30 protein-coding genes and 2 tRNA genes are annotated in these 25,984 nt (G+C 64.4%); 8 read left to right on the forward strand and 24 right to left on the reverse strand.

Translation table 11 applies throughout. The annotated features are described in order from the left end of the window. Positions 1–4: 4 nt before the first annotated feature. Together spt and RQX22_RS06390 are read right to left on the reverse strand one after the other, a co-directional pair. A complete protein-coding gene (spt, locus tag RQX22_RS06385) occupies positions 5–1,207 on the reverse strand; it encodes a serine palmitoyltransferase (protein ID WP_315724749.1) in 1,203 nt (400 codons plus the stop codon). 49 nt (positions 1,208–1,256) lie between these two features. After that, entirely contained in the window at positions 1,257–1,508 is a 252-nt protein-coding gene (locus RQX22_RS06390) for an acyl carrier protein (protein ID WP_315724751.1), read from the reverse strand. A gap of 84 nt (positions 1,509–1,592) precedes the next feature. Between RQX22_RS06390 and RQX22_RS06395 the strand changes: the two genes are divergently transcribed. Together RQX22_RS06395 and RQX22_RS06400 are read left to right on the forward strand one after the other, a co-directional pair. Beyond that, positions 1,593–2,180: a Pycsar system effector family protein gene (locus tag RQX22_RS06395; RefSeq protein WP_315724753.1), complete on the forward strand. Its 588-nt coding sequence runs from the start codon at positions 1,593–1,595 to the stop codon at positions 2,178–2,180. Between the two features lie 148 nt (positions 2,181–2,328). After that, on the forward strand, positions 2,329–2,901 hold the full coding sequence (locus RQX22_RS06400) for a Pycsar system effector family protein (protein ID WP_315724755.1): 573 nt from the start codon (positions 2,329–2,331) through the stop codon (positions 2,899–2,901). Positions 2,902–2,921: 20 nt separating this feature from the next. Here the strand turns inward: RQX22_RS06400 and RQX22_RS06405 are convergent, their stop codons facing one another. The 4 genes from RQX22_RS06405 to RQX22_RS06420 all read right to left on the reverse strand — a co-directional run bounded on the left by RQX22_RS06405 (position 2,922) and on the right by RQX22_RS06420 (position 5,531). Then, positions 2,922–3,836 carry an NAD-dependent epimerase/dehydratase family protein gene (locus RQX22_RS06405; RefSeq protein WP_315724757.1) on the reverse strand — a complete coding sequence of 305 codons (915 nt, stop codon included), beginning with the start codon at positions 3,834–3,836 and terminating at the stop codon, positions 2,922–2,924. 14 nt (positions 3,837–3,850) lie between these two features. Then, the gene (obgE, locus tag RQX22_RS06410) at positions 3,851–4,882 is read right to left on the reverse strand and encodes a GTPase ObgE (RefSeq protein WP_315724759.1); all 1,032 of its coding nucleotides are present in this window, start codon (positions 4,880–4,882) and stop codon (positions 3,851–3,853) included. Between the two features lie 15 nt (positions 4,883–4,897). After that, positions 4,898–4,989: transfer RNA gene (locus RQX22_RS06415), tRNA-OTHER, on the reverse strand. Then, positions 4,950–5,531: a TetR family transcriptional regulator gene (locus RQX22_RS06420; protein ID WP_315724761.1), complete on the reverse strand. Its 582-nt coding sequence runs from the start codon at positions 5,529–5,531 to the stop codon at positions 4,950–4,952. Before RQX22_RS06420 ends, RQX22_RS06415 begins: the two co-directional genes overlap by 40 nt. A gap of 39 nt (positions 5,532–5,570) precedes the next feature. On the opposite strand from RQX22_RS06420, the gene RQX22_RS06425 reads away from it, so the two are divergent. Continuing rightward, entirely contained in the window at positions 5,571–6,422 is an 852-nt protein-coding gene (locus tag RQX22_RS06425) for a metal-dependent hydrolase (RefSeq protein ID WP_315724763.1), read from the forward strand. 53 nt (positions 6,423–6,475) lie between these two features. On the opposite strand, the gene RQX22_RS06430 is transcribed toward RQX22_RS06425, so the two are convergent. Then, positions 6,476–6,799: a UrcA family protein gene (locus RQX22_RS06430; protein ID WP_315724765.1), complete on the reverse strand. Its 324-nt coding sequence runs from the start codon at positions 6,797–6,799 to the stop codon at positions 6,476–6,478. A 120-nt stretch (positions 6,800–6,919) separates the two neighbouring features. On the opposite strand from RQX22_RS06430, the gene RQX22_RS06435 reads away from it, so the two are divergent. Genes RQX22_RS06435 through RQX22_RS06445 form a run of 3 tightly spaced genes read left to right on the forward strand, consistent with a single transcriptional unit; the run spans position 6,920 to position 9,808 of the window. Beyond that, positions 6,920–7,840 carry a LysR family transcriptional regulator gene (locus RQX22_RS06435; protein ID WP_315724767.1) on the forward strand — a complete coding sequence of 307 codons (921 nt, stop codon included), beginning with the start codon at positions 6,920–6,922 and terminating at the stop codon, positions 7,838–7,840. Between the two features lie 53 nt (positions 7,841–7,893). Next, positions 7,894–8,910 carry a polysaccharide deacetylase family protein gene (locus RQX22_RS06440; protein WP_315724769.1) on the forward strand — a complete coding sequence of 339 codons (1,017 nt, stop codon included), beginning with the start codon at positions 7,894–7,896 and terminating at the stop codon, positions 8,908–8,910. Then, positions 8,897–9,808, forward strand: a complete 912-nt coding sequence (locus RQX22_RS06445; protein ID WP_315724771.1) for a GNAT family N-acetyltransferase — start codon at positions 8,897–8,899, stop codon at positions 9,806–9,808. Before RQX22_RS06440 ends, RQX22_RS06445 begins: the two co-directional genes overlap by 14 nt. Before the next feature lie 18 nt (positions 9,809–9,826). On the opposite strand, the gene RQX22_RS06450 is transcribed toward RQX22_RS06445, so the two are convergent. From RQX22_RS06450 to hspQ, 4 genes are all read right to left on the reverse strand, one after another. Then, positions 9,827–10,375, reverse strand: coding sequence for a GNAT family N-acetyltransferase (locus RQX22_RS06450; protein ID WP_315724773.1), 549 nt, complete (start codon positions 10,373–10,375; stop codon positions 9,827–9,829). A 168-nt stretch (positions 10,376–10,543) separates the two neighbouring features. After that, on the reverse strand, positions 10,544–10,813 hold the full coding sequence (rpmA, locus tag RQX22_RS06455; protein ID WP_315724775.1) for a 50S ribosomal protein L27: 270 nt from the start codon (positions 10,811–10,813) through the stop codon (positions 10,544–10,546). A 25-nt stretch (positions 10,814–10,838) separates the two neighbouring features. Then, positions 10,839–11,462 carry a 50S ribosomal protein L21 gene (rplU, locus tag RQX22_RS06460; RefSeq protein ID WP_315724776.1) on the reverse strand — a complete coding sequence of 208 codons (624 nt, stop codon included), beginning with the start codon at positions 11,460–11,462 and terminating at the stop codon, positions 10,839–10,841. A gap of 167 nt (positions 11,463–11,629) precedes the next feature. After that, positions 11,630–12,007 carry a heat shock protein HspQ gene (hspQ, locus tag RQX22_RS06465; RefSeq protein ID WP_315724777.1) on the reverse strand — a complete coding sequence of 126 codons (378 nt, stop codon included), beginning with the start codon at positions 12,005–12,007 and terminating at the stop codon, positions 11,630–11,632. Between the two features lie 127 nt (positions 12,008–12,134). Here hspQ and RQX22_RS06470 point away from each other — a divergent pair. Both RQX22_RS06470 and RQX22_RS06475 read left to right on the forward strand, forming a co-directional pair. Further along, a tRNA-Ser gene (locus RQX22_RS06470) sits at positions 12,135–12,224 on the forward strand. Positions 12,225–12,408: 184 nt separating this feature from the next. Continuing rightward, positions 12,409–13,638 carry a tyrosine-type recombinase/integrase gene (locus tag RQX22_RS06475; protein ID WP_315724778.1) on the forward strand — a complete coding sequence of 410 codons (1,230 nt, stop codon included), beginning with the start codon at positions 12,409–12,411 and terminating at the stop codon, positions 13,636–13,638. On the opposite strand, the gene RQX22_RS06480 is transcribed toward RQX22_RS06475, so the two are convergent. The 13 genes from RQX22_RS06480 to RQX22_RS06540 all read right to left on the reverse strand — a co-directional run bounded on the left by RQX22_RS06480 (position 13,556) and on the right by RQX22_RS06540 (position 25,755). Then, positions 13,556–13,840 (reverse strand): helix-turn-helix domain-containing protein, encoded by a 285-nt coding sequence (locus tag RQX22_RS06480; RefSeq protein WP_315724780.1) that lies wholly within the window; start codon positions 13,838–13,840, stop codon positions 13,556–13,558. The two genes, RQX22_RS06475 and RQX22_RS06480, sit on opposite strands and share 83 nt — an antisense overlap. Next, positions 13,837–14,067, reverse strand: a complete 231-nt coding sequence (locus RQX22_RS06485; RefSeq protein ID WP_315724782.1) for a DUF2274 domain-containing protein — start codon at positions 14,065–14,067, stop codon at positions 13,837–13,839. The genes RQX22_RS06480 and RQX22_RS06485 overlap by 4 nt, the downstream gene beginning before the upstream one ends. Before the next feature lie 2 nt (positions 14,068–14,069). Further along, positions 14,070–15,293: a TraB/TrbI/VirB10 family type IV secretion system protein gene (locus RQX22_RS06490; protein WP_315724784.1), complete on the reverse strand. Its 1,224-nt coding sequence runs from the start codon at positions 15,291–15,293 to the stop codon at positions 14,070–14,072. Next, positions 15,290–16,279, reverse strand: a complete 990-nt coding sequence (trbG, locus tag RQX22_RS06495; RefSeq protein WP_315724786.1) for a P-type conjugative transfer protein TrbG — start codon at positions 16,277–16,279, stop codon at positions 15,290–15,292. Before trbG ends, RQX22_RS06490 begins: the two co-directional genes overlap by 4 nt. Continuing rightward, on the reverse strand, positions 16,276–17,094 hold the full coding sequence (trbF, locus tag RQX22_RS06500) for a conjugal transfer protein TrbF (protein WP_315724788.1): 819 nt from the start codon (positions 17,092–17,094) through the stop codon (positions 16,276–16,278). Before trbF ends, trbG begins: the two co-directional genes overlap by 4 nt. Positions 17,095–17,096: 2 nt before the next feature. Beyond that, positions 17,097–18,389 carry a P-type conjugative transfer protein TrbL gene (gene trbL / locus RQX22_RS06505; RefSeq protein ID WP_315724790.1) on the reverse strand — a complete coding sequence of 431 codons (1,293 nt, stop codon included), beginning with the start codon at positions 18,387–18,389 and terminating at the stop codon, positions 17,097–17,099. A gap of 137 nt (positions 18,390–18,526) precedes the next feature. After that, entirely contained in the window at positions 18,527–19,258 is a 732-nt protein-coding gene (gene trbJ / locus RQX22_RS06510; protein ID WP_315724793.1) for a P-type conjugative transfer protein TrbJ, read from the reverse strand. 1 nt (position 19,259) lies between these two features. Continuing rightward, positions 19,260–21,704, reverse strand: a complete 2,445-nt coding sequence (gene trbE / locus RQX22_RS06515; protein ID WP_315724795.1) for a conjugal transfer protein TrbE — start codon at positions 21,702–21,704, stop codon at positions 19,260–19,262. Continuing rightward, positions 21,698–21,970 (reverse strand): VirB3 family type IV secretion system protein, encoded by a 273-nt coding sequence (locus tag RQX22_RS06520; protein ID WP_315724796.1) that lies wholly within the window; start codon positions 21,968–21,970, stop codon positions 21,698–21,700. Before RQX22_RS06520 ends, trbE begins: the two co-directional genes overlap by 7 nt. Beyond that, positions 21,967–22,260 carry a TrbC/VirB2 family type IV secretion system protein gene (locus RQX22_RS06525; RefSeq protein WP_315724798.1) on the reverse strand — a complete coding sequence of 98 codons (294 nt, stop codon included), beginning with the start codon at positions 22,258–22,260 and terminating at the stop codon, positions 21,967–21,969. The genes RQX22_RS06520 and RQX22_RS06525 overlap by 4 nt, the downstream gene beginning before the upstream one ends. Positions 22,261–22,304: 44 nt before the next feature. Next, a complete protein-coding gene (gene trbB, locus RQX22_RS06530; protein WP_315724800.1) occupies positions 22,305–23,315 on the reverse strand; it encodes a P-type conjugative transfer ATPase TrbB in 1,011 nt (336 codons plus the stop codon). After that, positions 23,312–23,716, reverse strand: a complete 405-nt coding sequence (locus RQX22_RS06535) for a CopG family transcriptional regulator (RefSeq protein ID WP_315724802.1) — start codon at positions 23,714–23,716, stop codon at positions 23,312–23,314. Before RQX22_RS06535 ends, trbB begins: the two co-directional genes overlap by 4 nt. A gap of 2 nt (positions 23,717–23,718) precedes the next feature. After that, complete coding sequence (locus tag RQX22_RS06540; RefSeq protein ID WP_315724804.1) at positions 23,719–25,755, reverse strand: conjugal transfer protein TraG; 2,037 nt, start codon at positions 25,753–25,755, stop codon at positions 23,719–23,721. Positions 25,756–25,984: the final 229 nt, after the last annotated feature.

The raw sequence follows: 25,984 nt of genomic DNA on the forward strand, positions 1-25,984 counted from the left end.
AAACCTATTCAATACAGTCTGTTGCACGTCCAGCGCCGGCGAACATCTCCAGGATCCGGTCGACCTGATCGCTGCTATGCTCGGCGCAAAGGGAACATCGGAGCAGGTACATGCCGGCCGGCGTGGCCGGCGGGCGGGCCATGTTGACATAGACGCCGGCCTCCAGAAGCGCCTGCCACATCAATACCGTGGCTTGCTGATCGGGGAGGAGGATGGCGATGATCGCCGATTCCGCCTCCTGGGTCGCGATGTCGAAGCCCAGGTCGCGAAGCCCCTTGTGAAGGCGCCTGCTATTCTCCCAAAGGTGCGCGCGCTTGTCTCCGGCATGCATCAGCTTGCGGATCGAGGTGGCAGCGGTGGCGACCACGGAAGGCGGCAGCGATGCGGTGAACACGTAGGGACGGCAGACCAGGCGGAGCACTTCGAACTTGGGATGGTTCGAGACGATGAAACCACCCACCGTGCCGACCGATTTCGAGAAGGTGCCGATGACGAAGTCGACATCCGCCTCGACGCCCGCTTCCTCGAACACGCCCCGGCCGTTGGGGCCGAAAAAGCCCATGCCATGGGCCTCGTCCACCGCGATCATGGCACCGTGTTTCTTGGCGACCGCCACCATCTCCTTCAACGGAGCGATATCGCCGAGCATGGAATAAACGCCTTCCAGCACGACCAGCCGGCCCCCGGCCTCCGGCAACCGGCCCAGACGCCGGTCGAGATCCTCGACGCTATTGTGGCGGAACCGGACGATATTGGCGTTGCCCAGTGCGCAACCGTCATAGATGGACGCATGGCTGTCGGCGTCGAGGATGATATAATCCTCCTTGCCGGCGATAGTCGACATCAGACCCAGATTGGCCTGATAGCCGGTCGAGAAGACTATCGCGTGGCTCGTGCCGTAGAATGTCTTCAGCGCCTCTTCACATTCCTTATGGCCCTGATAGGTGCCGTTGAGGACGCGGCTGCCGGTGGTGCCCGATCCATATTCGTCGAGGGCCCTCTTGCCCGCCTCGACCACATCCGGGTCGAACGTCATGCCCATATAATTATAGGTGCCGAGCAGGATGGTTTCCTTGCCCTGGATGATGGCGCGGGTGGGGGAAAGGACTTCGTCCATCACGATCGCGAAAGGATCGCGAACACCTGTGTCCAGCAATGCCTGGCGCTCCGCGATCAGCGGATCGAACTTGGAAAAAAGGTCTTTCATATCATGCCCTTCGGCCGCGGGGCCGCCCGAGCGAGGCGGCGGGTGCCGGTCATTCGCCGTCGTGGACGAGATTTTCGACCGCATCGACCAATTGGCCGACGGTTTCGATATCCGCCTGCATGTTCATCGTGATCAGGATGTCGAATTCGTCCTCCACCGAGGCGACGAAGTCCATCACGATCAGGCTGTCCCATTCCAGATCGCCGGCGAAGCTGGTCGCTTCGGTCAGTGCGACCCCCTTCTTGTTGAAGGGCGCGATCAGCCCGACCACTTTGGCGAACGTTTCTTCTCTGTCGGTCATGGCCTCGCCTTTATGTGCCTGGGCAGGGTCTGCCAAGCGAATAGGGCCAGTTTAGGGCTGGATTGGGACGCTTCGCTTCGACGCTTGGCAAGCCGGGATCGACGTGCGAACGTCCGCGGCGGCAACAGGGCGACCAAGATGGAAGGCGGCAAGGAAGTTCCTCGATCCGAATATTCGCCGGATGCGGTGCATCTGATGCGCACCATCCAGCACGCTCATGTCCAGCTTTCGGCCATGGCCGATCAGAAAGCCAATCTGCTGATGGCCGCCACCTTCGCGATCTTTACCGTCGCGATCGGCCAGGCGCGGAACGCGTCGATGCCGCTGCCGCTGCTGATCCTGGGCGGGGCAGCCTTCTTCGCCGCCTTGTGCACTATCCTGGCCGTGGATCCGGCGTTCAAGGGATCGAAGAAGGCGAAGGACCGGGACAATCTGCTCTTCTTCGGCACCTTCGCCCATCTCGAGGAAGAGGATTATGTCGCCAGGATGCATGAGATCTTGCGTCATGATCGTGAGATTTTCGACAGCATGGCACGCAACATCTATCAGAATGGCAGGGTGCTCGCGCGCAAGAAATATTTCTGGCTGGGTTACGCCTATCGCATCTTCCTGGCCGGGCTGGTCGCCAGCGCGACCGCCTTCTGCCTCATCTATCTGGGCCACATGCGATGAGTCCGCTCTTGGCAATCCGATGATGGGCGATCTAAACATTTGAATAGAGCCTGATTCACGTCATCAGTGGAAGCGCGAAGCGCTTCCACTTCAAACGACCAGGCTCTAGGGTCCGGAACCCAGACTCAGCTTCGAAGGGGGGTGCGGGGTGAGCCAGACGGATGATTCAGCGCAGCCACCGGTCAGCAGCAAGCCGCCGATCGGTCATCCCGATTATGAATTTCCCAAGGAGGTGCACAACCTCCTGGTCGTGGCGCAGACCACCCATGTCGAATTGTCGTCCATGGCGGACAGCAAGGCCTCGATCCTGATGGGCGCGGCTTATGTGGTCTTCTCGCTGACCCTGGGGGAAATCACCAGCAACAAGGCGACGGTGCCGATGCTGGTCCTGTTCGGCTTCTCTTTCGCCGCGACCGTACTGTCCGTAATCGCCATCCGCCCGAAGATCATGAAGCCGAGCAAGAAATCGGACGCGCGCACCAACTTTCTCTTTTTCGGTTCCTTCGCGAACATAGGCGAGGAGGAATATATCGACCATGTCATCGACACGCTACGGACGGAGGAAAGCGCCTACCGCGCCATGGCCCGGGACCTCTATCAGAACGGCCGCGTCCTCAATCAGCGCAAATATAAATATCTGTCGCACTCCTATGCCGTCTTCCTGATCGGCATCGTAGCAACGATGATCGCCTTCCTCTGGGAATATCTCGCAAAAGCCTGACTGGGCCCGAAGCGCGAGCGTCAGAGCCTCAGCCAGCCATTGTCGTGATACCATTGAGCGGTCTGCTTGAGGCCGGTCGCGGTCCTGATCCGGGGCGTCCAGAGATCGGTGGCGGGAATCCGGCCCGGCGTCACCACCCAGTCAGGATGGCAGAAATAGCCGACCCGGTCGGGCGTCAGCTTGGCGGCGTCCCGCCGGAAGATGCGGTCGATCCCGGCAGCGATGCGCAGGATCGGCTTTGGCATGGCCAGCGTCGCCGTCCTCTTCCCGAAGATGCGCCCGAGGCTTCGGGCGAAATGGCGGTTGTCCCAGCCCTGGGCCCTGCCATCGTCCGGTTCGTAAATCTCTGCCCAGCTGTCGGGTTCGTCGAGGATCGCGAGGATCAGGCGACACAGATCCTCGACGTGGATGATCGAAAAGCGGCCTGGCGGGGGCAAGGCGACGAAGCCGCGCCGCGCCATTTTGAACAATTCCAGGGTTTCGCGATCTCCAGGGCCGTAAATGGCCGGCGGTCTGATGATCGTCCAGTCGAGCCCGGACGCGGCGACCAGCTTCTCGGACCTGCATTTCGACCAGCCATAGCTCGACAATTCGGGCTCGCGCGCCGCCAGCGACGATATGTGGATGAACCGTCGGACGCCCGCTTTCCTGGCGGCATCGATCATGTTCGTCGTGCCGGCGACGTTCACGCTTTCGAATGCCGCGCGGTTGCGCCCGTTGATCAGGCCGGCGACGTGGACCACGGCATCGGCGCCGCTTGCAAGCTTGACGAGGCTGTCGGGCCGGTCGAGTGCGCCGTCGACCCAGCTGATCTCGTCCTCCGGTGGTTTCCAGCCGCGGGTGAGCGCGCGCACATCATAGCCGCTGGCCAGCGCCATGCGCAGAAGGTGTTGGCCGAGGAAACCTGTGCCGCCGGTGACGGCGAGGGTACGCATCTTGCCCGCCGCCGTCATAGGGGCGACCAGGTCCCCGGCTCCGGCGTATCGGCATGAGTCTCGGCACGAAGATGAGCGATGATCGCGTCCAGCACGGCGTCGGTGCCGGCGCCGGTCGCCGCCGAAACACGCAAGGGCGGCGACCCGCATTCGGCCTCGAGCTCGGCCGCAAGCGCGTCCATCAGTTCCTCGTCGAGCGTGTCGGCCTTGCTGAGCGCCACCACCTCCGGCTTGTCGACCAGGCCGGCGCCATAGGCGTCGAGTTCGTCGCGCACGGTGCGATAGGCGTCGGCGACACTTTCGGCATTGGCATCCACCAGATGGAGCAGAACGCGGCAGCGTTCGACGTGGCCGAGAAAGCGGTCGCCGATCCCGGCGCCCTCGGCCGCCCCCTCGATCAATCCGGGAATGTCCGCCAGCACGAATTCGCGATTGCGGTGCCGGACGACTCCGAGCTGGGGATGGAGCGTGGTGAAGGGATAGGCGCCGACCTTGGCATTGGCATTGGTGACGGCGTTGAGGAAGGTCGACTTGCCGGCGTTGGGAAGCCCGACCAGCCCCGCATCGGCAAGCAGTTTCAGCCGCAACCAGACCCACATCTCCTCGCCCGGCCAGCCGGTGCCGTGCTGGCGCGGTGCCCGGTTGGTGGAGCTTTTGTAGCTGGCATTGCCGCGGCCGCCATCGCCCCCGCGAAGGAAGACGCGCCTTTCGCCGGCCCTGGTGAAATCGGCGAGCACATGTTCCTTGTCGTCCGACAAAATCTGGGTGCCGACCGGGACCTTGATGATGAGGTCCTTGCCGCCGCCGCCGGTCTGGTTGCTGCCGGCGCCGCCTTTGCCGCGCGGCGCCTTGAAATGCTGGGTGTAGCGAAAGTCGATCAAGGTGTTGAGGCCTTCCACCGCCTCGAAGACGATGTCGCCCCCCTTGCCGCCGTCGCCGCCGTCCGGCCCTCCATATTCGATATATTTTTCCCGGCGGAAGCTGACCGCGCCCGGCCCCCCGGTGCCGGAGCGGATGTAGATCTTTGCTTGGTCGAGGAAATGCATTGCGGGGCTGTAGAGTAAGGCAAGGGGGATTTGAACCACCCCCGGAACCGGATCCTGGGTCCGGACCCTAAATGGCGCCCAGCCCGGTTTCCGCCAGCAATTGCCTTGTCGCAAGCTCCCGCGCCGTGCCGCGTTCCAGACCCAGCGCTTCCGCCATCGGGGCGCCGAGCAGCGAATCTCCCAAGGCGGCCAGCACCAGCCAGAGCGTGACCGCCCGGATCGGCCGGTCCTCATGGCCTTCGCGAAGCTGATCGACCAGGCCATGGATGGCGTCGAGCACCGGGTTCAAGGCATCGCGGTTGCCGGACAGCATCATCCAGGCCGCCAAGGCACCGGCACCTTCGCGTGCGAACGCGTCGAAAGTGCGATCGACGATTTCGCGCGGGTCTGCCTGCCCTTGGCGGGCGAGTTCTACTGCCCGGCCGATTTCGAGGGTTACGCGTTCGGCGATCATCCGGGCGAGCGCCCCCTGGAGCCCGGCCGCCGTTCCGAAATGATGGAGAAGGTTGGCATGAGTCCGGCCGATCCTGGCGGCCACGGCTTTCAGCGTGACGGCCTGCGGCCCGGCCTCGATCAGCAGGTCTCGCGCCGCATCGAGCGCGGCGGCCCGGCTTTCTTCCTGTGTCAGGCGCCCGCGCACTATTGACAACAATGTAAGTAGTAGCCATTCATAGTGCGGAGATACAGCATGACGCACGCGACGACACCCTTCGACTTGACGATCACGCCGCGCGACCTCCGTTTCGGACGGGGCAGCCGGACAGAACGCTGGTGGAATGGCGGGGACCCGGTCGCCACTTCGCTCTACAACGCCTTGTCGGCGACCTTTCCCAAGGGCGAAGCCTTTTTCGTCGACAGCGTGCGCCGGTTCCGCGACGGCGCTCCGCCCCGGCTGGCTGCCGAGATCAAGGCCTTTACCACCCAGGAAGTGATGCACAGTCGCGAGCATGTGGCGTTCAACAAGCGTGCGCTGGACGCCGGCTATGACATGTCGGCGCTGGAACGGCGGGTGGATCGCAGGCTGGACCTTGTGCGATCGAAGCCCCCGATCGCCAGCCTTGCCGCCACAATGGCGCTCGAACATTTCACCGCCATCCTCGCCAACCAATTGCTCAGCGACCCGCGCCATCTGGCCGGCGCCGATCCGGAATCGGCCGCCCTCTGGCGTTGGCATTCGGCCGAGGAGATCGAACATAAGGGCGTCGCCTACGACACCTGGCTGCACGCCACGCGCGGCTGGCCGCGCTTCAAGCGCTGGAAGGTGAAGGCGAAGGTGATGCTGTTCGTCACGCGCAATTTCGTCGTCGATCGGACGCTGGGCAGCCTGGAATTGCTGCGGCAGGACGGCATCACCGGCCCGCGGGCCTGGTGGCGCTTGTTCTGGTTCGCTTATGTCCGGCCGGGAATGATGCGCAAGATATTGGGCGCCTGGGCGAGCTTCTTCATGCCGGGCTTCCATCCCTGGAACCATGACGACCGTGCCCTGATCGCTGTGGAAGAGCGAAGGCGCACCGCGATGAGCGAAGCGCCCGCGCCATAGCCAGGCAGGCGTTCAAATCCTCCCCCGATTGCTCGAGGAAGGATTCGATCCGCTCATCGCTCCGATGCATATCGCGTCGCCGATCGCCGCTCCGCGGATGCCATGGCGATTTCCCGCTGTCTGGCGGCAATGGCCCTGGTTGCCTCCCGACACCGGCGGACCTCGTTCTTCCCGCCAGGATGAGCATCGGACGCGGTTCCACAGGCGGCCTTGATCGCCACCCGAAGCCGCCGGTCCAGTTCGGTCCGGCCTGCATCGGTGGCCAGATCGAGATCGGCGTAGTGCACTATTTCCGAGCGGTCCCGAACATCTTGCGCGTTGGCGGGGATGGCGCAGGTCGTCGCCGCCAAGGCGACGATCGCGAATATGATTTTCATGACGGTCTCCAAGGATTGTGTTGACCGTCAGCGCTGACGTGAAGTCTCTTTACGCCTGCTCGGCACCGAAGACTAACAACGATGTTGCGCATTCGTTATGCAAAAGCGCAGAATGGCCCCATGTTCGATTGGAACGATCTTCGCTCCTTTCTTGCCGTGGCCGAAACCGGGAGCACGCTCGCCGCCGGTCGCGCCCTGAAGGTCAGCCAGACCACGGCCGCGCGCCGGGTCGCTGCGCTCGAGCAGGCGCTGGGGGTGACATTGTTCGATCGGCGCCAGGCCGGCTATGCGCTGACTGCGGCGGGCGAATCCCTGCTCCAACAGGCCCGGGCCGTCGAAGCGGCGGCCGGGGCATTCGCCGATGCCGCGGCCAGCCAGTCCCGGGACCTTCGCGGCACGGTCCGGCTGACGACGCTGGAAATCTATGCCGTCACCATTTTGACGCCTATTCTGCGCGACCTGCACGAAGCCTATCCCGAGATCAGGATCGAACTCGATACGAGCGAGGAGGTGAGGGACCTTGGCAGCGGCCAGGCGGATGTCGCCCTGCGCGGCAGCAAGGCGCCGACCGGCGGTGGCGGTCTGGTCGGCCGGCGTATCGTCGCCGATCCGTGGACGCTCTATTGCAGCCGCGGCTATGCGGCCTCCCATCCCCGGCCCCGCACCCGCGACGAACTGCGCAAACATGTCTTCATCGGCGGTGGTGGCAGCGTCTGGCCGCGCTACCAGGCCTGGCTCAGGCAATATGATCTGGAGGAAGCGGTGGCGATGCATCATGGCTCCGCGATCGGCCTGCTGGCGGCGATAAGGGACGGCTTCGGCCTCGCGGTCCTGCCCAGCTTCGTCGCCGATCGCGATCCGGATCTGGTGCGGTGCCTGGATCCTGTCGCCGACGACACCCACGGCCTGTGGCTGATGACCCATGAAAGGCTGCGGCATATGCCGCGGGTTCGGGCCGTCCTGGATTTCCTCGCCGACCGGCTGACCGGCATGGCCCGGGAAGAGAGTCGCCAGCCGCCCGCAGCTTGGCTGGCGGCCTGACCCGCTCGTTTGGCGTTTACCTTTCTTTTGCGCGCCGCCCGCTAGGACGCGGAATGACCACGCAGATATTGATCACCATCGATACGGAACTCGCCTGGCGTCATTTCCGGCCCGGGGAGAACTGGCACAGACTTTTCGATCGCAGCTGCGAACCGGCTGGCGTCGGCATCAGCTATCAGCTTGAACTGCTGCGCCGACACGATCTCAAGGCCTGCTTCTTCGTCGATCCGATGCCTGCGCTCGTTTTCGGGCTGGATCCGATCCGCCGCATGGTGGCGCCGGTCGTGGAGGCCGGACAGGAGGTGCAACTCCATCTCCACAGCTTCTGGCACGATGTGGCTGCCGGTGAGGACGAAAAGCCGCGCTTTCACCTGACCGACTTCGACGGACCGGATCAGTTGCGCTTGATCGAGACCGCTAGCAACCTCCTGATCGCCGCCGGTGCACCGTCCCCGGTGGCTTTCCGATCGGGTAGCTACGCCGCCGATTCCCGGACCCTCGGCGCGCTTCGGGAACTTGGCATCCATTTCGACAGTAGCCACAATGGTGCCGCTGCTCCCTGGCCAAGTGCCTTGCCCTTTGCGGCCGACCTGATCGATCCGGTCCGCGATCACGGCGTGAATGAAATTCCAGTGTCGCTGATGCGCCGCCGCAACGGCGCGCTCCGGCCGCTGCAGCTTTGCGCCATATCGAGCGCGGAAATGCAGTCGGCGATGCGGCACGCGGAAGCGGAAGACCATGGCCTCGTTACCATCGTCAGCCACAGTTTCGAACTTGCGACGCGCGATGGCCGCCGGATCAACCAGGTCGTCCGCAAGCGGTTCGATGGCCTGATCGCATTTCTCGCCGCACATCGCAGCCAATTTCCGACCACCAGCTTCACGGCGCTCGATGCGCTTCCGGAATCCAGCGGATCCCAACCGATGGAGGCGTGTCCCCTGCAGACGGCCGGTCGGGTCGCCGAGCAATTCTGGGCCGACGCGCGCTACGAGCGGCCGGCGACTGCGGCGACGGCGATCGGCGGCACCCCCTTATCGACGCTGGACCTGCTTCCCCTTGTCGGCCTCTGAGATCGCCCTGCCGCTCCAGATGGGGGCGCACACCATCTGGACGTTGCGGCGCAGGCTCGTCCCTTATCGTCTTTCGCTTGCCGAAGCTTTGGCTGCCGACCTGCCCCGCCTGGTGCCGCTGGCGAGGCGTGACGATGGCTATCTGATCACGTCGGTGCCTGCCGCCTGGCGCGCGGGGCTTATTGCACTGCATCCTGAGCTAAGGGCCTTCATTCGCCAACGCTACTGGCGACGCTATGCACGCCTCGATCTCGCTTTCGACGATTATTGGGCGGGACTTTCGGCGAAGGGCCGCTCGACCCTGAAGCGGAAGTCGAGGAAGCTGGCCGTACGCTCCGGCGGCGTTCTCGCGATCAGCTGCCACAGGACGCCGGAAGAGATCAGGGCCTTTCACGCCGCGGCGCGCGAGGTATCGAAGCTGAGCTATCAGGAAAGGCTGCTCGACGCAGGCCTGCCGGACGGTCCCGATGCGCTTGCCGACATGTGTGCGTTGGCCTCGCGCGATGCCGTGCGGGCTTGGCTGCTCCATCTCGACGGCCGCGCGATCGCCTATCTCTATGCGCCGGCGGACGGCGATGTGCTTCTCTATGCCCATCTTGGCTACGATCCGGCGCATGCCACTCTCTCCCCAGGCAGCGTCCTGCAGATCGAGGCGATGCGGCAGCTGATGGCGGAGGATCGCTTTCGCTTCTTCGATTTCACCGAAGGCGACGGACAGCACAAGCGGCAGTTCGCAACCGACGGAATCGACTGCGTCGATCTGCTTCTGGTCCGCCCGACCCTGTCGAACCTGTTCGTCACTTCCATCCTGGGCGGCTTCGACGGGTTCCTGGCGGCGGCGAAACGGCTTCTTGCTGCCTCGGGCGGGGAGAGTCGGATCCGTAGCCTGTTGCGCTGACGCGTGCTGTTCGCACGATCAGGCTGCGATGGCGACCGGATCCTCTGTCTCCTCGCGCAGACGAAGCTCGAACAGCCGTGACGGCGCCGCCGCCCCGCGCCCGGCGCTGTAGCGCATGGCGATCGTGCCCGTGGGACGAAAGCCGAGTTTGTGCAGCACCCGGCCGGAGGCGGGATTGTCGACGAAATGCCCGGCGGTGAGCGTGTCGACCCGAAGGCTGTTCTGCGCCATCGCGACGATCGCGTGCCCGGCCTCCGTGGCGAAGCCGAGACCCCAATAAGGGCGCGCAATCCAATAGCCGAGTTCCGTTTCGCCGCTCGCCTTGCGGGCGAAGCCGATCGCCCCGACCAGCCGGGGCGCCCCGTGGGTCCGACGAAATATGACCAGGCTGACGTCCTGGGGCTTGGGTTCGGATGCAAGAAAGGCCTCTGCGTCCGCCAGCCGGTAAGGCCAGGGCGCGCTTGCCAGGTTGCGGACGATCTCCTCGTCGGCGATCGCCTGATGAAGGGCTGGAGCGTCTTCCATCCAGCCGGGCCGCAACAGCAATCTGTCGGTGACCGCGAACATGCTTTTTCTCCTCTTCCTCGCGGTCCCTTGCCCGAAATGGGTGACGGTCCGGCGACAGTTTCGAGGGAGAAATGAAAAAGGGAGAGGACTGGCCCTCTCCCTCGAATATGGTTCTCGCTGGAGAACCGGGGCCGTCCTTTTGGAGGACGACCCGTTATCGATCGTCCGTTATTCCGCCGCCGCGGCTTGCATGTCTACACAGACATATTTGCGGCCGAGCTTGCCATCGCGGAACGCGACGCGGCCCTCGACGAGCGCGAACAGGGTGTGGTCCTTGCCCATGCCGACATTGGTGCCCGGATAATATTTGGTGCCGCGCTGACGCACGATGATGTTGCCGCCGACGACCGTCTCGCCGCCGAATTTCTTCACGCCAAGGCGACGGCCTGCGCTGTCGCGACCGTTGCGTGAGGAACCGCCTGCTTTCTTATGTGCCATGTCGAACGTCTACCTTCGTATTTCTTTATTCGCTCTTACCAGCGGCCGGCTTCTTGGTCGAGGCCTTCTTCTTGGGCGCTGGCGTGTCGACCATTTCGCTTTCCTTGCCTTCGACCTTCAGCGGCGCTTCGGCCTTCGGCGCCGCCTTCTTGGCGGCTGGCTTCTTGGCCGGTGCTTCGGCCGCCTGGGCCTGAGGCTCTGCGGACTGCGTTTCGGGCGTGGCGGCCACGGGCGTCGCCGGGGCGGAGGCATTTTCCGCCGCAGGGCTGCTCTTTGCGGGCGCTTCCGGAGCAGCCTCGGCATCGGTCGACGGCTTGGCGTCCTTCGCCTTCTTCGGCTTTTCGGCCTTGTGATCGCCGATCGCTGTGATCCTCAGGATCGTATGCTGCTGGCGATGACCGTTCTTGCGCCGGTAATTGTGGCGGCGGCGCTTCTTGAAGACGATCACTTTATCGGCCTTGGCCTGGGCGATGATCTCGGCCGAGACGGTCAGACCGTCGGTCGACTTGAGGTCGCTGCCCTCGCCGGCCAGCAGGACGTCGCCCAGCTGGATGGTGTCGCCTGCCTCGCCGGCAAGCTTCTCGACTACGATCTTGTCTCCGGCGGCAACGCGATATTGCTTGCCGCCCGTGCGCACGACTGCGAACATGGCTTTTTCCAATGGCTTCAAAATGCTTTTCCGCACGGGTTAAGGCCGTGGGACTCAAGGGTCCGCGCGGGAGAGGCGGCTGCTACAGGGGAGGGGCACGCCTGTCAACGGACATCCGACGCGATGATCGATCGCATCGCTCGCGCAAGGGCGCGCGCGAATGATGCTCAATGCTTGTGCTGGCGCTTCAGCTGGTAGCGGCCGTCCGCGAAGGCGTCGAAAATGCCGGCGATGGCAGGATGGTCGATCGGCTCGTCGCTATCATCCGGCAGCAGGTTCTGCTGGCTGACATAGGCCGTGTAGCTGCTCTCCGCATTTTCGGCGAGCAGATGATAGAAGGGCTGGTCCTTGGGCGGGCGGATATCCTCCGGGATCGCCTGATACCATTCCTCGCTATTGGCGAAGACGGGGTCGACGTCGAAGATCACGCCGCGGAATTCGAAGATGCGGTGGCGGACGACATCGCCGATGGCGAAGCTGGCATGGGCGATCGGCGGCGCCTGGGGTCCGCCGCTGTCGGGGAGGAGGTTCGTCTGTCTTTGCATTGCACTCCCTATGTAGGGCGCCGGGCGAAAGAGGCAAGCGACCACCCTTGGCAAGGCCGAAGGCTTGGGCTAAGCGCCCGTCCCTGTCGATCCACCCCGCCAGTCGCGGGGTCCAGCCGGATCTCGCGGAGAGGTGCCAGAGTGGTCGATTGGGACGGTCTCGAAAACCGTTGTGCCTTTACGGGTACCGTGGGTTCGAATCCCACCCTCTCCGCCATTTCCCCATTCGCCACCGTTCGCCAGCCTACGAAAATTCATCATAAACCACTGTAATTGTTGATGTTTCTTCCGTAGCCGTTCGTTACGGTTCGCCTCCGTCCGGAAACCAGTGTGGGACTGAGTGTGGGACTGGGAGGGGCTGAAAGCTTCAAATCCGTCCCTTCTGGTGCTATGAAATGGGGATGGGAAAGCTCACGCCCGATGCGATCAAGAGGTTGACGGAGCCGGGACGGTACCCGGATGGCGACGGCCTGTATTTCAGGATATCGCCTTCCGGAGGCAAAAGCTGGATGATGCGGGTCCAAATCAACGGCACCCGGCGAGATCTGGGCCTTGGTGAGTTGAGGCACGTGAGCCTCAGAGACGCTCGTCTGGAAGCCGCTGCGATCAAGAAGATGGCCGCTAGTGGCATCGACCCGCTCATCGAAAAGCGGAAGGCGCAAATCGTCATTCCGACCTTTGCGGAAGCCGCGCGCCGCACGCATGCCGAGATGATCAGGGGCTGGAAGAGCGGGAAGCACACATCGCAATGGATCAAGACGCTCGAGCTATACGCCTTCCCAAAGCTCGGGAAGCTGAAGGTCAACGAGATTGAAGGTCCGATTATCCGAGACGTGCTGGCGGAAATTTGGCTCGAAATTCCCGAGACTGCCAGGCGCGTCCGTCAGCGCATCGGGGTCGTCCTCGATTGGTCCTACGCCAATGGCTTGCGCTCCACGGAGGCGCCAATGCGCTCCCTCTCCAAGGGCCTCCCACGCCAGCCCAAGAAGAATGGCCACTTTGCCGCCTTGCCGTATGCAGAGGTGCCAGCCTTCATGGAACGTCTCCGCGCTCGTGATTTGAGCAGCAGCCGCCTGGCACTTGAGGCGCTCATTCTTACGACTGTTCGATCGGGGGAAATCCGGGGTGCCAAATGGAACGAGCTGAACGACGATCTAAGCGTTTGGATCATTCCACCGGACAGAATGAAAGCGGGGGTTCAGCATGCTGTGCCTCTGTCGCCCCAAGCTGCCGACGTATTCCGCCAGGCGAAAATGCTCTGGGGCGATAGTAGCGACCTGATTTTTCCTGGGGCCGTATCTAGCCGTCCCTTGTCGGACATGGCGCTCCTAGAGCTGGTGCGGGGGATGGATCTACCCGCGACCGTTCACGGCTTCCGCTCCAGCTTTCGCGATTGGGCTGCAGATCAAACCGAGGTGCCGCGAGAGGTAGCTGAGGCGGCATTGGCGCACGTCCTCGATAACAAGGTGGAAGCGGCTTATCGCCGCACGGACTTCTTCGAGAAGCGCCGCCACCTCATGATATCCTGGGCTGACTATTGCCTTCCAGCTAGGAGCGAATCCCAGCGGCGAGCTTCACGAACGAGATCCGCGGCCGCCCCGGTCGTCTCCTCACGGGCTCATCAGCTGTAGTCGCGATGCGCTGCCGGTCGACGAATGCGTGCAAGCTCGTGACCACGACCAAGGTGGCGCGACCGACCTTGACCACCTCGATCTCCCTCGAGCCGATCAGTTCGTAGAGTTTGGTCTTGCCAATCCCGAGCATGCGCGCCGCCTGCGGGATCCTCACCGTCAAGGCGGTCACGTCCGGGGGCTGGACGGATGTGGCAGTCACTTAGCGGACTTGCCGAGGCGCTCGCGCGCTTTCGCAAAAGCTCTGTCGCTAGAAAGGAATGCGGTCAGCATATGGGGCACGAGTTCCGTGAGCGACTCCGCCTGACCGTAGGCTTCGTTATAGACGGCCGCGTAATCGATCAAAGAGCGATGAAGCTCCGGCGAGATCGTGATCGTCAGCTTGACGGGCGTTCGATCAGGCAGCTGGGAAAGCTTGAGATCGGCCATGCTCACCGCGCCTCCGCTCGCCAAGGGCGAAGCACGATATCCTTGTGAACCACCACTCGTAAGGACCAGCCTGGGCGCACACGAATCGTCGGTTGAACATTGAGGTTGCGGGAGACCAGCTGGTCACCGGCGCGTGCACCGCTTTGCTGGGCGGATTCGCGAATCGCCTGGACGAGATCGCTTTCGGTACTTCCGACAGTAAGCTCCGTGCCCACGCCGAGGAGTGTCGAAAGCGCGACCCCCTTGAGAAGCTGCCACGTGTGGGCATCAACTTTGTCGGCCAGGCCTGCATACCCGGCGGTGTCGGTTGCCGGCACATTGTCTATTCTGATCGATGAGCCATCGGGCAGGATGATCCTCTGCCACACGACCAGCGCGCGCTTCTGTCCGAAGGCGACGACGCTGTCGTAACTTCCCATAAGGCGGGAACCTTGAGGCACGAGCAAGGTCCTCCCGGTGAAACTGTCATATGCGTTTTCGGTAACTTGCGCGGTCACCAGACCCGGCAGATCCGAATTCAATCCAGTTATGAGACTGGCGGCGATCACACTGCCGGCGCTCAGCGTCCAAGGCGAGGGCGCCGAGACCAGGCCGTGAGGATTGATGTCGCCAGACGCATCCTTCCTTCCGACGAAGTCCGCCTTGCGCTGCTGGCCGTTTGGATCCTTGTCGGGATCAAGCGACAGGCTCTCCTTGGAATTGTTTTCTGCCGTCGCGGGAACCGCATTTTCCTGGATGGACTGTGCTGGAGTGGCGGGATTTCCGCCTCCCAGCTGCATCATCACGCCTGACTCCCTTGCAGCCTGGCCCTCCGCGGCGATGCGCTGACGCTCGGCTTCTGCAGCTTGCGCAATCTGATCCGGGCCGGCGGGCTGAGTTGCAGCCTCCATCGAGCGCTGATGCTTGAGTATTGGCCGGCCAAGATCGCCGGGAAGGGGAGGGCCAAGCTGCGGCACGTCTCCGTAGCTCCTAGGGGCATTGGCGAGCGCGTCGGCTGGAGCCTTGGCTCCGATTGTGGTTCGATCCTCGGCTTCCGACAGGACACGAAATGTCGCCGGCTTGAGCGCGAGCCAGGCGACGCCGACAATCGCGGTCGAGCCGAGTGCCGCGATCGCGACGATCGCACCGCGGCGAAAGCGGACCACCCGGCTCGGGGTGCCGCGCAGCACCAGCGTCTCGGGATCGACCTTGGCCGCGACCGGAGGTTCGTTCGGAGTGTCGGTCATGACGCCCTCCGGCGATCCTGGCGGCGCAGCTTGCCGCCGCGGGTGATCCGGACGATCGCCTGCTTCTTCTCGCCAAGCCTGAGCTCGGCCGTGTCGAACAGGCGGTCGACGATGTAGAAGCGTCCCGACATCCGGTAATTGACGAGCTGCGCCTTTCCGTCGGCTCCAAGCAGGAACAAAGGCGGGGCCTCCCCGACGGAGATGTTGGCCGGAAATTCGATATAGGTCTGCCGCCCGTCGTCGAACGCCCGCAACGGCCGCCACGGTGGAGCATCGCCTGTGATCGCATAGCCGAATCGGATCTGCTCGAGGGCGATGCCGGCAGCGATGGGAACAGCGGCCCGCTCTTCCTCGGCCGCGCGCCGGATCGCCAGCAGCTCGTCCTGGGGATAAGTCCAGGAGATGGACGCCATGGCGGTGGTGGACGTGCTCTCGAGCTGCACGTGATAGGCTCGGCGGTCGGTTGTTATGACCATGTTAGAGGTCAGGCCCGCCGAGAATGGCTTCACGAGGATATGCACCCGCCTGGCATCGCCGCTGCCGCTGGTGGTATCGCCCACCGTCCACCTTGCCGTGTCACCGGCAGCGACGGAGATGATGGTCTCGCCGGGCTGAAGCACGATGTCCGTGACTCGTTCGGGCGCGGCATAGAGCCGATAAAGCGCGCCTTCGCTGTAGGGATAGATCTGCGCAGCATTGACGAACCCCGCCGCTTTGGGCTCCTGCGTCGCGTGATGGTTGGCAGCGCGGACGCGTCTCATCGTAGGAGAGGGAGCGCGCGCTCGCTTGGGGCTCGACCGTCGCGACAGTGTCGATGATCGATTGATCGCTGGAGTAGAACTGGGCGTGAAGGCCGGCAGCGGAGCCGCCGCTGTCGCAGGGGCGGAAGATTGCTGGTTCAGTTCGCCAGGTGGGCTCAAAGGCGGTTGCGCATTTAGCGGGAATGCGCCGACCAGCATGGTCGCCGCGAGCAGGACGGCTTTCATCGATCATTCTCCTGTTTGGCTTGTGCGGGCGCGAGCCCAGGGTCGAGTGGGGATCCGAGTGGAACATCGGATGGGGGCGAAGCGGGTGCTAGGTTGGGGATCGGTGGCGCAGTCGCTGGGACGGGCACTGAAGTTTCAAACTCCCGGCTCCAGTCGATCGCTTCGACGTAGAGGCCGAGCGGATTCTTCCGGATCGTCTCGGCATTCTTGGGCGGGTTCACCGTCACCGTCAGGATCGCAGTCCACCGCGACACGCCCGCAAGGCTACCCCGCTCGAAGGCGTTTTCCATCCATTTGACCTGGAAACTCGTCTCCGATGCTCGGACGACACTGGTGACCTGGACCGACACGGTCTTGTCGCCGATATCCGTGAACGGATTGGACGACCGGGCATATTCACCGAGGAAGATGGCACCACGCGAAGTCACGAAGTCATAAGCCGACAGCCAGTTCTCACGCATCAGCACCGGGTCGAGCGACTTGGAGCGGATGTTGGTGATGAACCGACCGAGATGCCACGCGATCTGCGGATCGGTGGGGCGATAATTGGGGTCGACCGGCGCAACCGCGCGTGCCTCGCCGAGGCTGTCCACTTCCACCACATAGGGAACCACGCGGCTCTGCATCGACTGCCAGATGAGCCCCGCGGCAAGCCCCGTGGTCAGGAACAATCCACCGAAGGCCATCAACCGCCAGTTGCGAGCCTGGGCACGAGCCGAGCCGATCCGCTCGTCCCAGACCTGTCCCGCCCGCTGATAAGGCGTCTCGGGTTCGGGCGTTCGCCCGTAGCGCTGCAATGCGCGCTTCAATCGCATGTTCAGTCCCTTTCCTTGATGTCCGGAGTTGCGGAGGCCCCGCCGCGGTCGCCCTCCTTGAGGCTGTGATAGGCAAGCTGGCGCCGGTGGCGGTTGGTCTGCTCGGCGCGAAGATTGCGGGCCCAGGCGGGCGCCGTGTCACCGCCACCGGGAGCTTCGCCCGCTGAAGTGGCGGAGCCGCTAGAGCGGTTGATCGCGCTCCACGCGGCGTCGCGGCCGCGTTGCGCGGCGGCGCCGAGGCCGAGGCTCCCGGCCATTTTCTGCGAAGCGGCGCCTTTGGCCGCCGCCATCATCCCGCCGATCGCCGACCCGCCGCTTTCCTTGCCGAGCTGCGCGGCGGTCGACGCGGCCGAACCCATCGATGTGCCGGCGCGGATGGCACCGAGCGCACCGCCGCCGATTGCGCGGGCGCCTGCCACGGCTGCACCGCCGCCCACGGCGAGCGTGGCCCCTGCACCAAGCGCGGTGCCGACGGCTGCGCCTGCTCCCAGTTGCGGGGCACCCGCGACCAGACCCGACGCGATCGAAGGACCGAAAATGCCGAGGCCGAACAAGCTAAGGCTCGCAAGCACAAGCGACATGGCCTGGCCGATGTCAGGCTCCTGTCCCTGCAGCGCGCTGACAAAGTCGGCGAAGAAGCCGGAACCGATGCCGACGATGACGGCGAGCACCATCACCTTGACGCCCGAGGAGACGACATTGCCGAGCACGCGTTCGGCCAGGAAGCTGGTCCGGTTCCAGAGCGAGAAGGGGACGAGCACGAAGCCGGCAAGCGTGGTGAGCTTGAACTCGATGATGGTGATGAAGAGCTGCACCGCCAGGATGAAGAAGGCGACGATGACGATCACCCAGGCGATCAGCAGCACCATGATAGTCAGGAAATTGTCGAAGAAGGTCGTGAAGCCGAGCATCTCGCTGGCTTGATCAAGCAAGGGCCAAGCCGCTTCGAACCCGGTTCCGGCAAGCCGGCCGGGCTTCAGCAGATCGTCGGCGCTGATGGTGCCGCCGCCGGCGGTCAGGCCGAGGCCGGCGAAGGAGCGGAAGATGATGTCGGCGAGGGTCGAGAAGCTGTTGAGGATCAGCGCGAAGGCGCCGACATAGAGGATCTTCTTGAGGAAGCGGCCGATGATGTCGTCTTCGCCGCCCATCGCCCAGAACAGGCCGGCAAGGGTGATGTCGATCCCGATCAGGATCGTCGTCAGGAAGCCGACGTCGCCGCCGAGCAGTCCGAACCCGCTGTCGATGTAGCGGACGAACGCCTCCATGAAGCGGTCGATCACGTTGAGGTCGTTCACGGCTCAGCGGCTTTCTGTTCAGGATGGCACAAGTGTCGCGGGGTCCGGCGGCCAAGAGGGTAGAAAGCCCTTCGGACCCCGCGACGAGACGGCGCGATCGGGAGTTGGGACCGCGCCGCCTCAGCTGGGACGCGCGCCTAGCGCGGCGTGTAGGCCTGGCCGGTGCCCAGGAACCGCCTGGTGGCGGCCCGCCCTTCCTGCTCGGCCTGGACCCGCCGGGCCTGTTCGAGGGCTTCGCCCCGGAACTGCGCGGCCATCATCGACTGGAGCTGGAACTGCTGCTTGGCGGTCAACGCGAGCAATTGGTTGGTGGCCTGTTGGGCCTGGAGCGACCCTTCCGCGCCCTGGCTCTTCGCCACCAGCGCCGCTAGCGTCTGGGCGTCGTCGCGGACATTCTCCACCACCTGGGCCTGGACTGTCATGGTCCGCTTGAATCCGTCCATGGCGGCATCGAGCCTCGCCTTGGCGCCGGCCACGCGCGTGTCGGAGCGCAGCGCCCGGTCGAACGCGTCCGGGTAGAGCGCGCGCAGCTTGGTATCGAGCTCGTCGATCTTGAAGTCGATGCCCTGGGCCTGTCCCATCAGCCGGTCGACCGCTTGCAGCTTTTGCGAGATCTGCTGCAGCTGCGGAAAGTCGATCTTGGAGAGGTGTTTGGACATGTTGGTGAGCATCTGTGCTTCGTTCTGAAGCGACTGGATCTGCTGGTTGACCTGCTGCAGCGTCCGGGCGGCGGTCAGCAGATTCTGGGCATAATTGGAGGCGTCGAACACCGGGATGGCGGCCGCTGGCGTCGCAGGCACGACCATGCCGAGCGTGACGCCGGCAAGAGTGCTTGCGGCAAAGATCGCGGCAAGGAATTTCTTCTTCATTTCATTCTCCTTCGGGGGTTGAAGCTGGAAAATTGGCGAGCAGGGACGCGGCCCAGTCGAGACCGGCGGACGCCAGGAAGTGGGCGGCGAAATCCTTCGATCCGTGCTCCGCGAGGATCGCGTCGATGTGCTGCTGGGTGGCGGGATCGGAGGCGCCGCAGAGGGCAAGCGCGATCGGGCCGAGCCCAAGCTCGAACAAGCGATTGCCGCGCGCCGATTGCAGATAATATTCGCGCTTGGGAGTGGCGCGGCTAACAAGTTCGATCTGCCGGACATTGAGCCCGAATCGTTCATAGGCGGCGCGGCTTTGCGGCTCGATCGCGCGGTCATTCGGCAGCAATATGCGCTGCGGGCAGCTTTCGATGATGGCCGGAGCAATGCTGCTCTCGGCGATATCGGCCAGCGATTGGGTGGCGAACACCACCGCGACATTCTTCTTGCGGAGCGTCTTCAGCCATTCGCGGATCCGCGCGGCAAAGAGCGGATGGTCGAGGAAGATCCAGGCCTCGTCGAGGACGAGCAAGGTCGGCCGCCCGTCGAACCGCTCCTCCAGTCGATGGAACAGATAGGTCAGCACGGGAGCGACCACGCCCGCCTGTCCCACCAGGGCTTCGGTCTCGAAGCATTGCACGTCAGCGATGGCGAGGTCGTCCTCGGCCGCATCAAGCAGCCGCCCGAAGGGACCTTCCAGCGTGTAGGGCGCCAGCGCCGAGCGCAGCGCCGCCGACTGCAGCAGGAGCGACAGACCGGTCAGCGTGCGCTCCTCGACCGGTGCGCTCGCCAGGCTGTTCAGCGCCGACCAGACCGACTCCTTCACTTCCGGTGTGACGGACACTTTTTCATGGGCGAGCAGCGCCCCGATCCACTCGGCCGCCCACGCCCGCTCATTGCCCATGTGGATGTGGCGCAGCGGCTGGAACGCGATCCCACGGTCATCGTCGTCGCCGCCGAGGCCGAGAGCGTGATGGGCGCCGCCCATCGCCTGCACCGCGGCGCGGGCCGAGGAGCCTTTGTCGAAGACGTAGACTTGGGCGCCCGGATAACGGCGGAACTGCAGCGCCAGCAGCGCCAGCAGCACCGATTTGCCGGCACCGGTCGGTCCGACGATCAGCATATGACCGACATCGCCGACATGGGTGCTCAAGCGAAACGGGGTCGAACCACTCGTCTCGGCATAGAGCAGGGGAGGGCCGTCGAGGTGGTTGTTTCGCGTCGGCCCGGCCCACACGCTCGACAGCGGCATCAGATGCGCAAGATTGAGCGTATGGACGAGCGGCTGGCGGACATTCGCGTAGACATGACCCGGCAGCGATCCGAGCCAGGCTTCGACCGCATTGATGCTCTCGCGGATGGTGGTGAAGCCGAGCCCGTTGACGATGCGTTCGACCGCGCGGACCTTCTCATCCGCGCGGGAGCGATCGGTGTCCGCGACGGTGATCGTCGTGGTGAGATGTCCGAACGCGACATGGTCGCCGCCCAGCGCCTGCAGCGCGAGATCCGCGTCGACCATCTTGTTGTCGGCGTCGCTGTCGAGCAACTGGACCGGCTGGTTGTAGATGACCTCGCGCAGCAAAGCGGTGACGGACTTGCGCTTGTTGAACCATTGGCGGCGGAGCCTGGTCAGGGCTTTGGTCGCGTCGGTCTTGTCGAGCGAGATGAAGCGTGTCACCCAGCGATAGGCAAAACTCTGATGGTTAAGCGCATCGAGGATCCCCGGCCGGCTGAGGCTTGGAAAGCCAAGTATGGTGAGGGTGCGAAGGTGCTGCTCGCCGAGCCTTGGTTCCAGACCCCCTGTTAACGAGGCGTCGACGAGCAACGCATCCAGATAGATTGGCGTTTCCGGCACGGCAACCGGATGGCGACGGTCCGAGATGGTCCCGTGCAAGAAGGTCAGGGTCTCGCCGTCATCGAGCGCTCGCACTTCCGGCATGAAGCCGGAAAGGAGGTCCAATGCCCGATCGGTCTCAGCGACGAAGGCGGCCAGAGCCTGACGCCAGTCGCGCCCCCGCAGGTCGTCGCTGCGCTCGACCAGTGCCCGACCCGCGCTGTCTGCCTGATCGGGCGGCGGCATGAAGGTCAGCGTCAGGTGATAAAGGCTCTCGAAATGCTGCTCCGTATTTTCGAAGCTCGCCTGCCGCTCGCGATCGACCAGCCACGATGGCGGATCGGGAAAGGCACTCTGTGGATAGCCGAGCGCTTCGCGCCGCTCCGCGTCGAAATGCAATGCCCAGCCAGTTCCGAAACGCTTGAGGACATTGTTCGCGCGGGCGCAGGCGGAGACGAGCTCGGCTTCGGTCGCGCTTTCGAGATCGGGACCACGAAACCGCAACGTGCGCTGGAAGCTGCCATCCTTGTTGAGGACGACGCCATGGGCCACCAAGGCGGCCCATGGCAGATGGTCGGCGAGCCGGTCGGCGCGATTGCGATACTCGCGCAAGCTCAGCATGAGAGATGCCCTTTCTGGCGAAGGTGACGGGCGAGCACCGATGCGAAATCGGGATCGCGCTTGGCGGCGAAGACAGCGAGCGTGTGCCCGAGCGCCCACATGACCAGCCCTGCGATCCATTGCTGGAGGCCAAGGCCGAGCGCGGCGGCGACGGTCCCGTTGACGATCGCGATCGTTCGCGGCGCGCCGCCAAGCAGGATGGCTTCCGCGAGCGAGCGATGCAGCGGCGCTTCGAACCCTTCGATATGTTGACCGCTGCCGATCACGCGATCAGCGCTCCGCCGCCGAACGAGAAGAAGGAAAGGAAGAAGCTCGAAGCCGCAAAGGCGATGCTGAGGCCGAAGACGATCTGGATCAGCCGCCGGAAGCCGCCCGCGGTCTCGCCGAAAGCCAAAGTGAGGCCAGTGACGATGATGATGATCACCGCGACGATCTTGGCGACCGGCCCCTGGACCGATTCCAGCACCTGCTGGAGCGGCTGCTCCCAAGGCATGCCGGAGCCGGCGGCTTGTGCGCTTGCCGCGAGGCTCAGCGTCAATGCGAGAGAAGTGGCCATGAAACAGAGGTTGCGAGGAAATGGCACGCAGGATGCGGGCATGTTCATTCTCCTGATGGGGGTAGGGGATCGGGGGTGAGGTCGATGACGACGTAGCCGCCATCGGGATCGAGCCCGACGACGCGAGCGATCGTCTCGACCCGCCGGCCGAGGCCGCGCCCGGCGATGAAGACGATCAGGTCGATCGCTTCCGCGATCAGCCGCCGGGGCACGGTGACGACCGTCTCCTGGACAAGCTGTTCGAGGCGATAGAGCGCGGCGATCGCGCTGTTGGCGTGGACGGTGGCGATGCCGCCGGGATGGCCGGTGTTCCAGGCCTTGAGCATGTCGAGCGCTTCACGGCCCCGGACTTCGCCGACGATGATGCGGTCCGGGCGAAGGCGCAAAGTCGAGCGGACCAGGTCGGCCATGCTGACGCTGCCGGCGCGCGTGCGAAGCGCGACGACATCGGATGCCGCGCATTGCAGCTCACGCGTGTCCTCGATGATGATCACGCGGTCGTCGATATGCGCCATCTCGGCCAGCAAGGCATTGGCGAGGGTGGTCTTGCCCGAGCTGGTGCCGCCGGCGACGAGGATGTTCTTCCGCTCGACCACCGCCAGGCTGAGCACCCGTGCGGTATCGGCCGGCATGATGCCGTCGCTCACATAGTCGAGCAGGGTGTAGATCCTGGCCGCGGGCTTGCGGATCGAGAAGCAGGGGGCGAGGCTGACCGGCGGGAGTATACCTTCGAACCGCTCGCCGGCGCCTTCCCCGTGCGGCGGCAGCTCGGCCGAGACGATCGGCGATGCGGCGTGGACTTCGGTTCTGGCATGGCTCGCCACCAGGCGAACGATTCGCTCGACCTGGTCCGGATCGAACCGAATGCCGGTGTCGGTGCAGCCTTCGCCCAGCCGGTCGAGCCGCAAGGCGCCGTCGGGATTGACCATGATCTCGATCACGGCAGGATCCCGCATCGCGGCGGCGATGTCGGACCCAAGCGCCGTGATTAGCATGCGGCGTTTTCGCTCGGCCGCAGTCGCGGCGGGTCGCCCGGCGGAGAGACTCTCGCTCATGATCGTTGCTCCGGATCGGGGATCAGCGAGCGCCGTTCGGCGGCGACGTGACGGCCGACCTGGGCGACGAACGCTTCGAACCGCTTGGCCGCAAGCGCGCGGCCGGCCTGGTCGTTCTCCGCGAGCGGCGTCTGGATCGACAGCTCGAACTTGATGAACAAGGCCAGGGTTTCGAGAATGACATGTGTGTCGCGATCGACCCGGCCAATCGCCAGGGTCAGCCGGTCGAGGCGGATCGCGAACCTTTCCTCGAGGTCGGACGCGCCGCGGCGATTGAGCCAGGCGGTGACCGCGTCCGCCAGGATCGCGGACTTGGACGCACCAGGCTTGGCCGCAAGTGCTTCGAGCCGGTCGCTCAAGCCCTTGGGCAGGAACAGTTGGTGGCGGATCTTCTCGGCCATGGTCAGAAGTCCAGCTGCAGGTCGTCGGGACGACCGCTTGCGGAATCGAAGGCATAGACTGCGCGGGCGGCGCGAAGACCCTGGGCGCGGTCCATGGCGCGCCGCTCGGCGGCGCCGTCGGTATCGTCCTCGCCAAGGCCAAGCGGATCGGCGACTTCCGGCTCGGCGAGCGGCGCGAGCTCGATCTCATGAGCGGGGTGGCGTGCCTGTTCGAGTCCGCCGGTCCCTGCGTCGCTGGTCAGATCGGCGTCCGGCGCCAGCCTAGCGTCGGCCCCGCGCACCTGCCTGCCCCAATCATTGGTGCGGCTCGGCGGCAGGTCGCGATAATGCTCTTGGTCGAGCGCCGGCGTCGGCAGCACTCGCGCGGCGAAGGCGCGATCCTCATAGTAACGCAGCTTCTTGGCGCGGATCGGCGGGTGGCCGGAGACGAGCACCAGCTCGTCGGTCGAGGCGAGCTGCATCACTTCGCCCGGCGTCAGCAGTGCCCTGGCGGTTTCCTGGCGGCTGACCATGACATGGGCGAGCCAGGGCGCGAGGCGGTGCCCGGCATAGTTGCGCATCGCCCGTTGCTCGGTCGCGGTGCCGAGCGCGTCGGAGATGCGCTTGGCCGTGCGCTCGTCATTGGTAGCAAAGGCGATCCGCACATGGCAATTGTCGAGGATGGCGTTGTGCTCGCCATAGGCTTTCTCGATCTGGTTGAGGCTCTGCGCGATCAGAAAGGCGCGCACGCCATAGCCTGCGAGAAAGGCGAGGCTCGTCTCGAAGAAATCCAGGCGGCCGAGCGCCGGGAACTCGTCGAGCATCATCAGCAAGCGGTGACGGCGGGCGGAAGCCTTGGGGCCGGCGACGTGCAGCTTTTCGGTCAGGCGACGACCGATCTGGTTGAGGATGAGGCGAATGAGCGGCTTGGTGCGGCTGATGTCCGACGGTGGCACCACCAGATAAAGGGACACCGGGTGAGGGGCCTCGATCAGATCCGCGATCCGCCAGTCGGATCGCGAGGTGACGGCGGCGACGGTCGGGTCTCGATAGAGGCCGAGGAACGACATTGCGGTCGACAGCACGCCCGAACGCTCATTCTCGCTCTTATTGAGGAGCTCCCGCGCCGCCGAGGCGACCACCGGATGGACGATCGGAGCGTCCGCGCTGCCGAGATGATTGGTGGTCATCATCCGCTTCAGCGTGGCGGCGAATGGCCGCTGCGGATCGGAAAGGAGGCAAGCGACCCGCTCGAGCGTCTTCTCCGGCTCGGCGTAAAGGACGTGGAGGATCGCGCCCACCAGCAGCGAATGGCTGGTCTTCTCCCAATGGTTGCGCCGCTCGAGCGCCCCTTCGGGATCGACCAGGATGTCGGCGATATTCTGGGCGTCGCGGACTTCGTCGGTGCCGCGCCGCACTTCGAGCAGCGGATTGTAGCGCGCGGAGCGCAGATCGGTCGGGTTGAACAGCAGGCAATGCGAAAAGCGTGCGCGCCAGCCTGCCGTCAGCTCCCAATTCTCGCCCTTGATATCGTGGATGACCGCCGATCCGGTCCAGCTGAGCAAGGTCGGCACGACCAGACCGACGCCCTTGCCTGAGCGGGTCGGCGCGAACGCCATGACATGCTCCGGGCCGTCGTGGCGGAGATACTGGTTGCCTAGGCGTCCGAGCGCGACGCCGCTCATTCCCAGCAGCCCTGCGGCGTCGATGTCCTTCTTTCTCGCCCAGCGCGCTGACCCATAGGTGGTGACATTGCTGGACTGGCGCGCCCGCCAGACCGAGCCGAAGATGGCGGCGCCGCAGCCGAGGAACCCGCCGGTGGCGGCGATCGCGCCCGCTTCATCGAAGATGACCGGCGCATACGCGTCGAACGAATACCACCACCAGAAGAGCGACCAGGGATGATAGACAGGCGTCCCGAACAGGATGAACCACGGGCTGCCCAGTTCGGACTGGTAGGCGAGCTGTGCGGCCGCCCACTGCGTCGCGATCCATATGCTAAGAATTATTATGGCGAGCACCGCGAGGATCTGGCCGATGAGGAGCTTGGTCGGGGTCATGCGGGCCTCTCGCCCGCTTGTCCGACATCAGTGTCTGCGGGCTTGGGCTTAAGCTCGCAAAAGTGCCGGATCGGCGGCAGTCACCTGCCGGGGACGCGCGATACCATCTTGGGGTCATGCGATGCGCGGGGACAGAAATCGCCCGGATGCGATATTGCGTGAACCGCCCCCTCCGAAGCGGAGCGTTTGCTGGAGTGAATCATGAGCTTTACTTTACCAAAATGCGCGG

It is taken from the genome of Sphingosinicella rhizophila, from assembly GCF_032378825.1.
Classification (GTDB): domain Bacteria; phylum Pseudomonadota; class Alphaproteobacteria; order Sphingomonadales; family Sphingomonadaceae; genus Allosphingosinicella; species Allosphingosinicella rhizophila.

Bases quoted from the DNA above. Each gene is read 5' to 3' on its own strand.
- RQX22_RS06535 (WP_315724802.1), bottom strand. From the start codon at position 23,716: ATGGCCGAGAAGATCCGCCACCAACTGTTCCTGCCCAAGGGCTTGAGC.
- rpmA (WP_315724775.1), bottom strand. From the start codon at position 10,813: ATGGCACATAAGAAAGCAGGCGGTTCCTCACGCAACGGTCGCGACAGC.
- RQX22_RS06485 (WP_315724782.1), bottom strand. From the start codon at position 14,067: ATGGCCGATCTCAAGCTTTCCCAGCTGCCTGATCGAACGCCCGTCAAG.
- trbB (WP_315724800.1), bottom strand. From the start codon at position 23,315: ATGAGCGAGAGTCTCTCCGCCGGGCGACCCGCCGCGACTGCGGCCGAG.
- RQX22_RS06390 (WP_315724751.1), bottom strand. From the start codon at position 1,508: ATGACCGACAGAGAAGAAACGTTCGCCAAAGTGGTCGGGCTGATCGCG.
- rplU (WP_315724776.1), bottom strand. From the start codon at position 11,462: ATGTTCGCAGTCGTGCGCACGGGCGGCAAGCAATATCGCGTTGCCGCC.
- RQX22_RS06490 (WP_315724784.1), bottom strand. From the start codon at position 15,293: ATGACCGACACTCCGAACGAACCTCCGGTCGCGGCCAAGGTCGATCCC.
- trbE (WP_315724795.1), bottom strand. From the start codon at position 21,704: ATGCTGAGCTTGCGCGAGTATCGCAATCGCGCCGACCGGCTCGCCGAC.
- RQX22_RS06475 (WP_315724778.1), top strand. From the start codon at position 12,409: ATGGGAAAGCTCACGCCCGATGCGATCAAGAGGTTGACGGAGCCGGGA.
- obgE (WP_315724759.1), bottom strand. From the start codon at position 4,882: ATGCATTTCCTCGACCAAGCAAAGATCTACATCCGCTCCGGCACCGGG.
- trbF (WP_315724788.1), bottom strand. From the start codon at position 17,094: ATGCGATTGAAGCGCGCATTGCAGCGCTACGGGCGAACGCCCGAACCC.
- hspQ (WP_315724777.1), bottom strand. From the start codon at position 12,007: ATGCAAAGACAGACGAACCTCCTCCCCGACAGCGGCGGACCCCAGGCG.
- RQX22_RS06405 (WP_315724757.1), bottom strand. From the start codon at position 3,836: ATGCGTACCCTCGCCGTCACCGGCGGCACAGGTTTCCTCGGCCAACAC.
- RQX22_RS06540 (WP_315724804.1), bottom strand. From the start codon at position 25,755: ATGACCCCGACCAAGCTCCTCATCGGCCAGATCCTCGCGGTGCTCGCC.
- trbJ (WP_315724793.1), bottom strand. From the start codon at position 19,258: ATGAAGAAGAAATTCCTTGCCGCGATCTTTGCCGCAAGCACTCTTGCC.
- RQX22_RS06425 (WP_315724763.1), top strand. From the start codon at position 5,571: ATGACGCACGCGACGACACCCTTCGACTTGACGATCACGCCGCGCGAC.
- trbG (WP_315724786.1), bottom strand. From the start codon at position 16,279: ATGAAAGCCGTCCTGCTCGCGGCGACCATGCTGGTCGGCGCATTCCCG.
- RQX22_RS06435 (WP_315724767.1), top strand. From the start codon at position 6,920: ATGTTCGATTGGAACGATCTTCGCTCCTTTCTTGCCGTGGCCGAAACC.
- RQX22_RS06525 (WP_315724798.1), bottom strand. From the start codon at position 22,260: ATGGCCACTTCTCTCGCATTGACGCTGAGCCTCGCGGCAAGCGCACAA.
- RQX22_RS06430 (WP_315724765.1), bottom strand. From the start codon at position 6,799: ATGAAAATCATATTCGCGATCGTCGCCTTGGCGGCGACGACCTGCGCC.
- RQX22_RS06450 (WP_315724773.1), bottom strand. From the start codon at position 10,375: ATGTTCGCGGTCACCGACAGATTGCTGTTGCGGCCCGGCTGGATGGAA.
- spt (WP_315724749.1), bottom strand. From the start codon at position 1,207: ATGAAAGACCTTTTTTCCAAGTTCGATCCGCTGATCGCGGAGCGCCAG.
- RQX22_RS06440 (WP_315724769.1), top strand. From the start codon at position 7,894: ATGACCACGCAGATATTGATCACCATCGATACGGAACTCGCCTGGCGT.